This window comes from Streptomyces sp. NPDC001744 (genome assembly GCF_042892575.1).
Taxonomy (GTDB): Bacteria; Actinomycetota; Actinomycetes; order Streptomycetales; family Streptomycetaceae; genus Streptomyces.
Window position 1 is genome coordinate 15,894 of record NZ_JBIAUG010000024.1, and the last position, 12,082, is coordinate 27,975.

10 protein-coding genes are annotated in these 12,082 nt (G+C 74.0%); 2 read left to right on the forward strand and 8 right to left on the reverse strand.

Going from position 1 to position 12,082, the window contains the following annotated elements; all coding sequences use genetic code 11:
• Nucleotides 1-16: 16 nt before the first annotated feature.
• The 5 genes from ACFYZY_RS25055 to ACFYZY_RS25075 are packed head-to-tail and all read right to left on the reverse strand — an operon-like array spanning nucleotide 17 to nucleotide 5,907.
• Nucleotides 17-1,252 (reverse strand): styrene monooxygenase/indole monooxygenase family protein, encoded by a 1,236-nt coding sequence (locus ACFYZY_RS25055; protein ID WP_388698108.1) that lies wholly within the window; start codon nucleotides 1,250-1,252, stop codon nucleotides 17-19.
• Nucleotides 1,253-1,279: 27 nt separating this feature from the next.
• On the reverse strand, nucleotides 1,280-1,993 hold the full coding sequence (locus ACFYZY_RS25060; RefSeq protein ID WP_388698110.1) for an ATP/GTP-binding protein: 714 nt from the start codon (nucleotides 1,991-1,993) through the stop codon (nucleotides 1,280-1,282).
• Nucleotides 1,974-2,405 carry a DUF742 domain-containing protein gene (locus tag ACFYZY_RS25065; protein WP_388698113.1) on the reverse strand — a complete coding sequence of 144 codons (432 nt, stop codon included), beginning with the start codon at nucleotides 2,403-2,405 and terminating at the stop codon, nucleotides 1,974-1,976. The genes ACFYZY_RS25060 and ACFYZY_RS25065 overlap by 20 nt, the downstream gene beginning before the upstream one ends.
• The gene (locus ACFYZY_RS25070; protein ID WP_388698116.1) at nucleotides 2,402-2,893 is read right to left on the reverse strand and encodes a roadblock/LC7 domain-containing protein; all 492 of its coding nucleotides are present in this window, start codon (nucleotides 2,891-2,893) and stop codon (nucleotides 2,402-2,404) included. Before ACFYZY_RS25070 ends, ACFYZY_RS25065 begins: the two co-directional genes overlap by 4 nt.
• Nucleotides 2,890-5,907, reverse strand: a complete 3,018-nt coding sequence (locus ACFYZY_RS25075; protein ID WP_388698119.1) for a nitrate- and nitrite sensing domain-containing protein — start codon at nucleotides 5,905-5,907, stop codon at nucleotides 2,890-2,892. The genes ACFYZY_RS25070 and ACFYZY_RS25075 overlap by 4 nt, the downstream gene beginning before the upstream one ends.
• Nucleotides 5,908-6,266: 359 nt before the next feature.
• Here ACFYZY_RS25075 and ACFYZY_RS25080 point away from each other — a divergent pair, with 359 nt between their 5' ends.
• Nucleotides 6,267-7,073, forward strand: coding sequence for a hypothetical protein (locus ACFYZY_RS25080; RefSeq protein WP_388698121.1), 807 nt, complete (start codon nucleotides 6,267-6,269; stop codon nucleotides 7,071-7,073).
• 167 nt (nucleotides 7,074-7,240) lie between these two features.
• On the opposite strand, the gene ACFYZY_RS25085 is transcribed toward ACFYZY_RS25080, so the two are convergent.
• The gene (locus tag ACFYZY_RS25085) at nucleotides 7,241-7,720 is read right to left on the reverse strand and encodes a MarR family winged helix-turn-helix transcriptional regulator (RefSeq protein ID WP_388698124.1); all 480 of its coding nucleotides are present in this window, start codon (nucleotides 7,718-7,720) and stop codon (nucleotides 7,241-7,243) included.
• 257 nt (nucleotides 7,721-7,977) lie between these two features.
• On the opposite strand from ACFYZY_RS25085, the gene ACFYZY_RS25090 reads away from it, so the two are divergent.
• The gene (locus ACFYZY_RS25090; protein ID WP_388698126.1) at nucleotides 7,978-8,817 is read left to right on the forward strand and encodes a lysozyme; all 840 of its coding nucleotides are present in this window, start codon (nucleotides 7,978-7,980) and stop codon (nucleotides 8,815-8,817) included.
• Nucleotides 8,818-8,907: 90 nt separating this feature from the next.
• Here the strand turns inward: ACFYZY_RS25090 and ACFYZY_RS25095 are convergent, their stop codons facing one another.
• Both ACFYZY_RS25095 and lon read right to left on the reverse strand, forming a co-directional pair.
• Nucleotides 8,908-9,504 carry a DUF4240 domain-containing protein gene (locus ACFYZY_RS25095; protein WP_388698128.1) on the reverse strand — a complete coding sequence of 199 codons (597 nt, stop codon included), beginning with the start codon at nucleotides 9,502-9,504 and terminating at the stop codon, nucleotides 8,908-8,910.
• 140 nt (nucleotides 9,505-9,644) lie between these two features.
• Nucleotides 9,645-12,056 carry an endopeptidase La gene (gene lon, locus ACFYZY_RS25100; RefSeq protein ID WP_388698130.1) on the reverse strand — a complete coding sequence of 804 codons (2,412 nt, stop codon included), beginning with the start codon at nucleotides 12,054-12,056 and terminating at the stop codon, nucleotides 9,645-9,647.
• Nucleotides 12,057-12,082: the final 26 nt, after the last annotated feature.

Consider the following 12,082-nt stretch of genomic DNA (forward strand, 5'->3'; position numbering starts at 1 on the left):
CCGGTCCGTTCCTCCGTCAGCTCCCGGCGACCGAGGCCAGGTACGCGTCCGCCTTCTCCGGGTCGAAGAAGAAGTTCTCGAAGTCGGACGGGTCGTCGAAGCCGTTGGCGAAGCGGTCCGCGACCGGCTGGAGCTGTCCGGCCGCGCCGAGCAGGTTCAGGACGTGCTCCGGCGGCGGGGCCAGCATCGCGTTCGTCCACTTGGTGACGTGCCGCGCCGTCTGCCAGTAGCGGTCGAAGGCGGAGCGCATCCACTCCTCGTCGAAGGGCTCCTCGCCGCGCTCGACGATCGCGGCGAGGTACGCGGCCGCGCACTTGGAGGCCGAGTTGGAGCCCTGGCCGGTGACCGGGTCGTTGGCGACCACGACGTCCGCGACGCCGAGGACCAGGCCGCCGCCGGGGAGCCGGCCGACCGGGTTGCGGACGGTCGGCGCGTACCGGCCGGCGAGGGTGCCGCCCGCGTCGGTCAGTTCGACCTTCGTGGCGCGCGCGTACTCCCACGGCGTGAACCGCTCCATCAGCTCCAGCGTCAGCGCCAGGTGCTCGGAGGGGTCCTTGACGCCCTTGAAGACGTCGAGCGGGCCGCCCGGGACGCCCTCCCAGAAGAGGATGTCGGCCCGGCCGCCGGTCGTCAGGGTCGGCATGACGAACAGCTCGCCGACGCCCGGGACGACGTTGCAGCGAACCGCGTCGAAGTCGGGGTGCTCGGGGCGGGGCCCGAGGCCGTGGACGTACGCGACGGCGAGCGCCCGCTGCGGCTCGGCGTACGGGGAACGGGAGGCGTCCCGCTCGAACATGGAGACCAGCTCGCCCTTGCCGGCCGCGACGAGCACCAGGTCGTAGTTGCGGGAGAAGTAGTCGAGGTCCCCGACGGCCGCGCCGTGGATGACGAGCTGGCCGCCGCGCTGGGCGAAGGTCTCCATCCAGCCGGCCATCTTCACCCGCTGGTCGACGGACTGGGCGAACCCGCGGAGGCGGCCGACCCAGTCGATCGCGCGGGTGGAGTCGGGGGCGGCGACGGAGACGCCGAGGCCCTCGATCCGGGGGGCCTGGGTCTCCCAGAAGTTGAGCCCGAGGTCCCGCTCGTGCTGGAGGGCGGTGTCGAACATGCACTGGGTGGACATGACCCGGCCGGAACGGACCTCGTCCGCCGTCCGGTTCGACATGAGGGTGACCTCGTACCCCCGCGACTGGAGGCCGAGGGCGAGCTGGAGGCCGGACTGTCCGGCCCCGACTATGAGTATCTTCCGCATGGGTGGTGCTCCTGGCGTGACGGGGGGTTACTCGGGGGTGGCTTCGAGCGCGTGCGCGACCATGGCGAGCAGGGTCTCGACGACGCTGTAGCGCTTGCGCGCGTCCATGATCACCACGGGGACGTGCGGGGGCACGGTCAGCGCCTCCCTGACGTCCTCCGCCTCGAACAGCTCGCTGCCCTCGAAGTGGTTGACCGCCACGACGTACGGGAGGCCGCAGCTCTCGAAGTAGTCGAGGGCCGGGAAGCAGTCGGTGAGCCGCCGGGTGTCGGCGAGCACGACCGCGCCGATCGCGCCGCGCACCAGGTCGTCCCACATGAACCAGAAGCGCTGCTGTCCCGGCGTGCCGAAGACGTAGAGCACCAGGTCGTTGTCGAGCGTGATCCGGCCGAAGTCCATCGCCACCGTGGTGGTGAGCTTGTCCGGCGTGGCGGTGAGGTCGTCGGTGTCCTCGCTCGCCCGGGTCATCAGGGCCTCGGTCTGGAGCGGGGTGATCTCCGAGACCGCGCGGACGAAGGTGGTCTTGCCCACGCCGAAGCCGCCCGCGACCACGATCTTCGTCGCGATCGGGGCCCGGGTGTGGTCGAGCTGCCAGTCCTGCGCGCCGTCCTCGGGGACCGCGTCGGGGACGGACGCCTCCGGGGCCGTCCGTCCGGTCGGGGCGGCCTGGGGCTGCGCGGGGACGCCGGTGACCGCCGGCGATTCGGAGACGGCGGAGGCGTCAGAGACGACGGAGTCCACTCAGCACCCTTTCGAGGAGCGCGCGGTCGGGCCGGCCGGTGTCGTGACCGGTCCCGTACACACGGATCTTTCCCTGGTCGGCCAGGTCGCTGAGGAGGACCCGGACGACCCCCAGAGGCATCTTCAGGAGCGCCGAGATCTCCGCGACCGTCCGCATCCGGCGGCAGATCTCGACGATGGCCCGCATCTCCGGCATCAGACCGCGGGCGCCGGGCCCGCCGTCCGTCAGGACCTTGCGCGCGGCGGGCGCTTCGAGCGCCGCCACGAAGGTCTCGACCAGCAGGACGTGGCCGAAGCGGGTACGGCCGCCGGTCAGCGAGTAGGGACGCACGCGCGCGGGGCGGCGCCCGTCTCCCCGTACCGGCAGCTTGAAGGAGGAGCGGGCCGCGGAAACCGAGGAAACGGACGTCACTGGGCGCTCTCCATCGACTTGCGCAGCTCGCTGCGGACTTCGGGGGTGAGGACGTGACCGGCGCGGCCCACGAAGAGCGCCATGTGGTACGCCACGACGCTCATGTCGCAGTCGGGCTCGGCGTGCACGCCGAGCAGGGAGCCGTCGCTGATCGACATGACGAAGACGCTGCCCCCGTCCATCGCCACCATGGTCTGCTTGACGCCGCCGCCGTCCATCAGGCGGGCGGCGCCGATGGTGAGGCTGCCGATGCCGGAGACGATGGTGGCCAGGTCGGCGCTGGAGCCGCGCGGCCCCCCGGAGCGGCCGGCCCCTTCCTCGGCCGTGGCGCCCTGCCCGGTGGCCGGGTCCGACGAGAGCAGCATGAGGCCGTCCGAGGAGACGACGGCCACCGACCGGACCCCCGGCACCTCCTCGACCAGATTCCCCAGCAGCCATTGCAGGTTGCGGGCTTCCGTACTCAGTCCGAACGTTCCCGTCGCGGTCAACTGCGTGCCTCCTCGACTGTGTCCCCCGTCTTCTCCTCTGTACGTGCGGGTGGTGCGTTCTCCGTCCGTCCCGTGCCCACCTCCGCCTCGACGTCGCGGCGCCCGGCCTCCGCTCCCCGGTGGAAGCCGCCGAGCCTGCGGCGCAGGGCCTCGGCGTCCACGCCGCCCTTGCGGGGGGTGGTGGCGGGACCGGCCTGGCGCACCACCTGGGGGGTGCGCTTGGGCAGGCCCTTGTCGGTGACCCGCTCCCACTGCGCGGGGCGCGGGCCGGGGACGGCCTGGTCGGGGGCGGTCCGGTCGGGAACGGGCCGGTCGGAGACGTGCTGGTCCCGGGCCGGGCCGCCGGGGGCCGGTTCCGGGGCGTCGGCGGTCGGGGCCGGTACGTCGGCGGTCGGGGCCGGTACATCGGCTGTCGGGGCCGGGACGGGCGCACCGCCGGCCGGCGGTGCGGTGGGCCGGGCCGCCGCCGGGGCTTCGGGAGCGGTGGCCTGCTCGGCCGCGCGCTCGTGGGCGTCCGGCTCCGGCTGCGGAGGGGGCAGCCGGACCTGGAGGGTGGTCTCGGAGAGGGACTCGCCGAGAGGGATGGAGTGGTTCCGGGGCGCGGCCTCCGGGGCGTGCGCCTCCTCCGGAGCGGGCTGCGGGGTCCGCTCCCGCTCCGCCTCCGAGAGCGACCGCTCCGCCGCTTCCACGAGGGGGTCGCGGGTACGGGACGGCAGGGTGTTGGAGTTGGCCTCCGCGACCGAGCCGGGCAGCTGGAGCGCGGGAGCCGTGCCCCCGGCCCGTACGGGCTCCGGGACGGCCGCGGGCGGTGCGGTGGGCAGCAGGGACGGCGGCAGGACCACGACGGCCGTCGTGCCGCCCGGCTGCTGCTCGCGCAGTTCGACGCGGATGCCGTGGCGGGCGGCGAGCAGGGAGACGACCCGCATGCCGAGTCCTTCGCCCTCGAACGCCTCCGGGTCGGCCCCGGCCAGGCGCGCGTTCAGCTCGGCGGAGCGGGTGGGGGTCATGCCGATGCCCGTGTCCTGCACGGAGAGCATCACCTCGCCGGTCTCCAGGAGCCAGCCGGAGAGCTGGACCTCGGCGTCGGGCGGCGAGAAGGAGGTCGCGTTCTCCAGGAGTTCCGCGATCAGGTGGCTCAGGTCGTCCGCGGCGAAGCCGGCGACCTGGGTGTGCGGCGGCAGGGACTGGATGGTGACCCGCTCGTACCGCTCGATCTCGCTGACGGCGGCGCGCAGCACGTCGACCAGCGGGACGGGCCCGGCGTGGCCGTGGACGTGCTCGTGGCCGGCGAGGACGAGGAGGTTCTCGCTGTGGCGGCGCATGACGGTCGCCATGTGGTCGAGCTTGAAGAGGGTGCCGAGGCGGTCCGGGTCCTGCTCGCGCTCCTCCAGCTTCTCGATGACGCCGAGCTGCCGCTCGACCAGGCCGAGGTTGCGCAGGGAGAGGTTGACGAAGGTGTGCCCGACGGAGTCGCGGAGCCGTTCGAGGTCGGCGGTGAGGAGGGCGACCCGGCCCTGGAGTTCGGCGCGCTGGGCGGCGAGGTCGGCGGCCAGGGTCTCCTTGGCGGCGGCCAGGCCCGCCCGCTCGTCGGCGAGGCGGTCGGTGTGCGCGGCGAGGTCCGAGAGCCGGGCGTGCAGGGTGTTGAGGGAGCGGACGGCCTGGGCGAACTCGTCGTTGCGTCCGGTGAAGCGGACCGGTTCCTCGGTGTGCGGCGCGGGGGCGGCGGCGAGCCGGGCGGCGCCGATGCGCAGCGCGGCGAGCGGCCGGGTGAGGGAGCGGGCGACGTAGGTGGAGACGCCGACGGCGAAGAGGAGGCAGCCGCCGAGGAGGGCGAGGCGCAGCTCCAGGGCGGTGACGTCGTCGTCGCGGAGCGCGGCGAGGCGTTCGACCCGCTGGGCGGCGAGGGTGGACTCGACGCCGCGCATCTGCTCGACGCGGGCGGAGAGGGTGGCCTCCAGGGCGGCCGGGTCGGTCCTGCGCTCGGCGGTGGTCAGCCGGGGCTGGTCGGTGAGGGAGGCGAGCGACCGTTCGGCGTTCTTGACGTCGGGGCCGGCGACGGTGCCGGCGAGGGAGTCGCGGGCGGCGGAGCCGGCGGCCTGGTCGAAGTCGCCGAGGGCGGCGAGTTCGCGGACGCGCGCCTGCTGGGCCGCGGCGGTGAGGCGGTCGCGGGCCCGGTCGGCCTCCGCCGCGCCCGCCGGTTCCTCGGGCACGTCGGTGCCGGTCGTGGGGTCGTAGCGGGTCTCGCCGGTGGGCGCGGGCTGCGGCACGGAGAGGGCGGCGACGAGCAGGCCGCGGGTGGCGGACGCCTGCTCGACGGCGCGGCCGAGGGCGGCGGGGGCGCGGGTGGCCCCGGTGAGCGTGGTGTCGGCGGCGCGGGCCGGGGTGCGGTCGGCCAGCTCGTCGGCGAGGGCCAGGAGCTTGTCGACGACGTCGGAGTACGCCTTGTGGGCCTCCAGGGCCGTGCCCTTGCCGGTGAGGGCGGCACGGCGCAGGGAGGGGACCCCGGCGAGGTCGCGGCGGAGCTCGGGGGAGGCGGTGGGGCGGATCTCGTCGATCTGCCGGTCGACCCGGGTGGAGCGCACGCTGGTGACCTGGCGCTTCTTCCTGGTCTCGCCGGTCTGGGCGTCACGGCCCGCGGCGATGTACGCGACGACCTCGTCACGCTCGTCGGCGAGCGAGTGGGCGAGGGTGACGGCCTGCCGGTCGAGTTCGGCGAGGGTGACCAGGCGCTGGGAGTCGGTCAGCTCGGCGGAGGCGGTGAGGATCGCGGGGGCGCCGGCGGCGAGGACGGCGACGCCCACGAGGGCGACCCCGGCGACGAGGCGGTTGCGGACGCGCTTGGAGCGGCCCGCGGGTCCTGCCGGGTCGGGCGGCGCGGAAGGACCGGCGACGGGCTCGGCGGAGCCCCCCGCGGGTGCCTCGGCGGCGCCGTTCGGGGACGGCGGTGTGCCGGGGATCCGGCCCTGCGCGCCGTTCTTGCTCCGAGGCCGCTTCATCTGCACCGGTGCTCGCATTCTTGACTCGTCCACCCACAAAGCAGAGGTGACGGCCGGTCACATGGAGCGCCCCCACCCCTGTTACGGCTTCCGACCATTCCAGCGCTTTCGGGAAGGGGGCGGGCATCGGCCGCTCCGCCACCCGAACGAGTGAACAACACTCCCGAGTTGGCGAACAACTCCTCCGGACGGTCCCCGGGGGCCTCCGACGGCCCCCGGTTGGATCTTCCGGGCGGCCTTTGGCAGGATGCCCGCCCGCAGGTCCGCAGAACCTTCCGTTCCGCTCCGCACACCGCTCCCCCGCCTCTGGTACAGGCCATTTTCCGTCATTTGCAGGTTCCGTGAAGGAGCGCGCCGGGGCGGGCAGACTGGGCGCCATGCGCAGCGACGTCGCCTCTTTTCCCGGCAGTCCCGAACGCCCCAACGAGGACTGGGTGGCCACCGCCCTGCCCGCGTCGGGGGCCGGGGGGACGCTCGTCCTGCTCGACGGCGTCACGCCGCCCGCCGGTGATGACGGTTGTGTGCACACCGTGCCGTGGTTCACCGCCCGCCTCGGCGGGGCTTTGACCGAACTGTCCGCTTCCCGTCCCGACGTGCCCCTGTCCGAGATTCTCTCGCGGGCAATCCGGCGCACCGCGGAGGCCCACGGGGGCACCTGTGACCTTTCTCACGTAAGGACGCCTCAGGCAACCGTCGTGCTGGTCCGCTGGGACGGGGCGGTGGTCGAACACCTCGTCCTCTCCGATTCGGTGCTCCTCCTGGAGCGGCCGGACGGGACGGTGCGGGCGGTGCTCGACGACCGGCTCGACCGGGTGCCGGCCGAGGTGCTGCGCTCCGTGACGGCGACGGACCGGCTGCGGAACCGGGAGGGCGGTTTCTTCACGGCGGCGGCCGATCCCGCGGTCGCGGACCTCGCGGTGACCGGGACGACCCCGCGCGCGGGGGTGCGGGCCCTGGCGGCCCTCACGGACGGGGCGAGCCGCTGGGTGGACCTGTTCGGCGAGGGCGACTGGACGGACTGCTTCGGGATCCTGCGGACGGAGGGTCCGCTCGGCCTGCTCCGCCGGGTGCGGGAGCGGGAGGCCGAGGAGGCGCGGGCGGGCGGCGTGCGGCGCCGGAAGACGCACGACGACGCGACGGCGGCGTACGTGGAACTCGCGGCGTACGGGGGGACCTTGGCGTGAGGGGGCCCGCGGCGTACGGGGGATCCTGGCGTGAGGCGGGCCCGCGGCGTACGGGGAGCCCCCCCGGCGCGCGGGCGGGCGGCGGCGGTCCGGGTCCCCCGGCCCCGGGTCGGCCCCGGCTCCCGGCGCCACCCCGGGGAGGAACCGGTCCGCACGCCGTCCCGCCCTCAGCCCTCCGCGCGCACGTTGAAGTGGTTCAGGAGCCGGGCCAGTTCGGCGACCTCGGCGCGGTCCCAGTCCGCGAGCTTGCGGACGTAGCGTTCGCGCCGGGCATCGCGGACGCGGCGGAAGCGGTTGCGGCCCTCCTCGGTGAGGCGGACGAGCGAGGCGCGGCCGTCGGCGGGGTCGGGGTCGCGGGCGACGAGTCCGAGGTCTTCGAGGGCGCGCAGCTGGCGGCTCATGGTCGCCTTGCCGACGCCGAAGTACCCGGCGAGTTCGGTGGCCCGCTGGGGTCCGGCGTCGTCGAGGCGGACGAAGAGGCCGTAGGCGGCGGGTTCCAGTTCGGGGTGGACCTCACGGGCCATCTCGCCCGACTGGGCACGGGCGCGGCGCAGGAAGACCGCGAGTTCGCGTTCGAGGGCCAGGAACTCCCGGTCCACGGCCGCCGGGGCGGGCCCGCCTTCACTTCCCGTTCCGCTTTCGCGCACGTCAGCACCTTCCGCGTGTCCTCTGTGGCGCGCCGTCGCCGCACCGGCCGCTTTCCGGCCGCTGAAAGTTTCTTCCGGGCGCGGCCGTTTCCGCAGCTCTTTCAGTATTTCGCAGGCGTAGACCAACGGCGGTGACCGGCTCCCCTTCCACGAGCGGTTCTACGTGCGTAGCGTCGTTCCCGGCACCCCCCATGACATGTCCACACCAGGACTTGTCCTCCCCTGCCGTCTCCCCACGAGCCTTTCGGAGGCACGCGATGCGTGTGCACAGATCCGGAACGACCCTCATCGGCGCCGCCCTCGCGGCACTCGCCCTCCTCGCCCCCCTCGCGGGCTCCGCCGGGGCCGCCCCCGACCCGGACGCCCGGCGGGTCCCCGCCCGCGGCACCGCGAGCATGGGCATGGGCGTCCTCGCACACGACGGGCGCGACGGCGCGCCCGCCGGCACGTCCGTCCAGGCCGTCCAGGCCGTCCAGACAGAAGGCGTGGACGTCTCCGGCCACCAGGGGAACGTCGCCTGGTCCACGCTGTGGAACAGCGGCGTCCGATGGGCCTACGTCAAGGCGACGGAGGGCACCTACTACAAGAACACCTACTTCACGCAGCAGTACAACGGCTCGTACAACATCGGCATGATCCGGGGCTCGTACCACTTCGCCACCCCGGACACGACGACCGGCGCGGCCCAGGCCGACTACTTCGTCAACAACGGCGGCGGCTGGTCGAAGGACGGCAAGACCCTGCCGGGCGTGCTCGACATCGAGTGGAACCCGTACGGCGCGGCCTGCTACGGCAAGACCCAGGCCGGGATGGTGGCCTGGATCCGCGACTTCCTGGGCCGGTACAAGGCCCGCACCGGACGGGACGCCGTCATCTACACGGCGACGAGCTGGTGGACCCAGTGCACCGGCAACTACTCCGGCTTCGCCGCGGCCAACCCGCTGTGGATCGCGCGGTACGCGTCGACGGTGGGCGAACTCCCGGCGGGGTGGCTGTACTACACGATGTGGCAGTACACCTCGTCCGGCCCGACGGTCGGCGACCACAACCACTTCAACGGGGACCTCTCGCGCGTGCAGGCGCTCGCGAACGGTTGAGCCCCTCACGTACGGCGGGCCGTGCGCCCGCGCGGCGTTCCCCGTGCCCGGCCGCGTTCCCCGGCGCCGGGGAACGCGGCCGGGCACGCCTCAGGAGGCGGACGGACCGGGCGGGAAGAGGGCGGTGAGCCGGGGCAGGGCCCGTCCCTCCGGCCGGAACGCCCCGCGCTCCTCGTCCTCCTCCGCCTCCCCCTCCTCCTCGTCGACGATCCCGGCCGCCTCCTCGACGGCGTCGAGGAACGCCTCCCCGTCGTCGTCCGTCCGGCCGGTCAGCTCGTCGTACGCGTCCTGGGCGACGTAGTCGAGCTCCTCCCACTCGGGCCACTCGTCGTCGCCCCACTCCTGGTGGTGCCGTCCCACGAGGGCCCGCACGCCGGGCACGTCGGCCAGCGCGTCCGGGTCGGCGAGCACCGACTCGTACACCTTCCGGCCCTGGCCCACCAGCCAGAGCGTGAAGTAGTGGAAGCCGTCGTCGGTGCAGAGGCCGCCCTCGATCCTGTCCGCCGCGGCCCGCACCGCACGCGTGCCGGCGGCGTCGCACGCCCTCTCCAGGCGCACCTGGAACGCCACGGCCCCGGCGGCCGGGCGCCGCGTCAATTCCCCCTCCAGCCAGTCCAGCTGCTCGTCCCGGTGACCGGGGCGGCGGCTCAGCTCGTCGATGAGGGCCCAGAAGGCGTCTTCGTTCATGGGTACGAGCATGACAGCACGGACGGACACCGGGAACCGGTGTCCGGAACGGCCCCGGGCACGCCGGAGCGGGGTGCCCCCGGAGGGAACACCCCGCTCACCGCGGGGAAGGACGCGCGACGGGAGGGCCGCGGCCGGGATCAGGCAGCCACGCCCACCGGCACCTCCGCCGGGGCGAGGGCGATCTCCAGGACCTGCCGGACGTCCGTCACCGGGTGGACCTCCAGCTTCTCCAGGACCTCGGCCGGGACGTCGTCCAGGTCGGCCTCGTTCCGCTTGGGGATCACGACCGTCGTGATGCCCGCCCGGTGCGCGGCGAGCAGCTTCTGCTTCACGCCGCCGATCGGGAGGACCCGGCCGGTGAGGGAGACCTCGCCGGTCATGGCCACGTCCGTGCGGACGAGCCGGCCGCTCAGCAGGGAGGCGAGGGCGGTCGTCATGGTGATGCCCGCGCTCGGGCCGTCCTTGGGGACCGCGCCCGCCGGGAAGTGGATGTGCACGCCCCGGTCCTTGAGACCGGTGACGGGCAGTTCCAGCTCCGCGCCGTGCGAGCGGAGGAAGGAGAGCGCGATCTGCGCCGACTCCTTCATCACGTCGCCCAGCTGTCCGGTGAGGGTGAGGCCGGCGGCGCCGGTCTCCGGGTCGGCCAGGGACGCCTCCACGAAGAGGACGTCGCCGCCCGCGCCGGTCACCGCGAGCCCGGTGGCGACGCCCGGCACGGACGTCCGGCGCTCCGCCGGGTCCTGTGCCGACTCCGGGACGTGGTGCGGACGCCCGATCAGCTCCCGCAGGTCCTCCGGCCGGATCGTGAACGGCAGTTCGCGGCTGCCCAGTTCGTGCTGGGCCGCGACCTTCCGCAGCAGCCGGGAGACGGACCGCTCCAGGGTGCGGACGCCCGCCTCGCGGGTGTACTCGCCGGCCAGCTTCCGCAGGGACGCCTCTTCGAGGACGACCTCGCCGGGTTCCAGACCGGCCCGCTCCAGCTGCCGGGGCAGCAGGTGGTCGCGGGCGATGACGATCTTCTCGTCCTCGGTGTAGCCGTCGAGCCTCACCAGCTCCATCCGGTCGAGCAGGGCCTCCGGAATGGACTCCAGGACGTTCGCGGTGGCCAGGAAGACCACGTCGGAGAGGTCGAGCTCGACCTCCAGGTAGTGGTCGCGGAAGGTGTGGTTCTGCGCCGGGTCGAGGACTTCGAGGAGGGCCGCCGCGGGGTCGCCGCGGAAGTCGGAGCCGACCTTGTCGATCTCGTCCAGGAGGACCACCGGGTTCATGGACCCGGCCTCCTTGATGGCGCGGACGATCCGGCCGGGCAGGGCGCCGACGTAGGTGCGGCGGTGGCCGCGGATCTCCGCCTCGTCCCGCACGCCGCCGAGGGCGACGCGGACGAACTCGCGGCCCATCGCGTGCGCGACCGACTCGCCGAGGGAGGTCTTGCCGACGCCGGGCGGACCGACGAGGGCCAGGACGGCCCCGCCGCGGCGCCCGCCGACCACACCGAGCCCGCGCTCGGCGCGCCGCTTGCGCACCGCCAGGTACTCGGTGATCCGCTCCTTCACGTCGTCCAGGCCCGCGTGCTCGGCGTCCAGGACCTCGCGGGCGCCCCTGATGTCGTACCGGTCCTCGGTGCGCTCGTTCCAGGGCAGTTCGAGGACGGTGTCGAGCCAGGTGCGGATCCACGAGCCCTCGGGGGACTGGTCGCTGGCCCGCTCCAGCTTCTCGACCTCCTTGAGGGCGGCCTCCCGCACCTTCTCGGGCAGGTCGGCGGCCTCCACGCGGGCGCGGTAGTCGTCGGACTCGTCGCCCTCCGACTCGCCGTTGAGCTCGCGCAGCTCCTTGCGGACGGCTTCGAGCTGGCGGCGGAGCAGGAACTCGCGCTGCTGCTTGTCGACGCCCTCCTGGACGTCCTTGGCGATGGTCTCGGCGACGTCCTGCTCGGCGAGGTGCTCGCGGAGCTGGGCGGTGGCGAGGCGGAGACGGGCGACCGGGTCGGCGGTCTCCAGGAGCTCGACCCGCTGCGCGACGGTGAGGAAGGGCGAGTACCCGGAGTTGTCGGCGAGGGCGCCGACGCCCTCGATCTGCTGGACCCGGTCCACGACCTGCCAGGCGCCGCGCTTCTTGAGCCAGCTGGTGGCCAGCGCCTTGTACTCCTTGACCAGCTCGGTCACGGCGCCGGGCAGCGGGTCAGGCAGGGTCTCCTCGACGACGGTCCCCTCGACCCACAGGGCGGCGCCGGGACCGGTCGTACCGGCACCGATGCGGACGCGGCCGCGACCGCGCACGAGCGCGCCGGGGTCGCCGTCCGACAGGCGTCCGACCTGCTCGACGGTGCCGAGCACGCCGGTCCCGGCGTAGGTGCCGTCGACGCGGGGCACGAGGAGCACCCGCGGCTTCCCCTCCCCGGGACGCGCGGCGGCCTGGGCGGCCTCGACGGCGGCCCGTACCTCGCTGTCGGACAGGTCCAGCGGCACCACCATTCCGGGCAGCACGACCTCGTCGTCGAGCGGCAGCACGGGCAGAGTGAGCGGCACGGACGCCATGGACTCAGAAGCCATGATCTCCCTTTCGGCAGTGAAGTTGA

Excerpts from the sequence above, each read along its gene's own strand:
- ACFYZY_RS25055 (WP_388698108.1), bottom strand. The coding sequence starts at position 1,252 with ATGCGGAAGATACTCATAGTCGGGGCCGGACAGTCCGGCCTCCAGCTC.
- ACFYZY_RS25075 (WP_388698119.1), bottom strand. The coding sequence starts at position 5,907 with ATGCGAGCACCGGTGCAGATGAAGCGGCCTCGGAGCAAGAACGGCGCG.
- ACFYZY_RS25080 (WP_388698121.1), top strand. The coding sequence starts at position 6,267 with ATGCGCAGCGACGTCGCCTCTTTTCCCGGCAGTCCCGAACGCCCCAAC.
- ACFYZY_RS25090 (WP_388698126.1), top strand. The coding sequence starts at position 7,978 with ATGCGTGTGCACAGATCCGGAACGACCCTCATCGGCGCCGCCCTCGCG.
- ACFYZY_RS25095 (WP_388698128.1), bottom strand. The coding sequence starts at position 9,504 with ATGAACGAAGACGCCTTCTGGGCCCTCATCGACGAGCTGAGCCGCCGC.
- lon (WP_388698130.1), bottom strand. The coding sequence starts at position 12,056 with ATGGCTTCTGAGTCCATGGCGTCCGTGCCGCTCACTCTGCCCGTGCTG.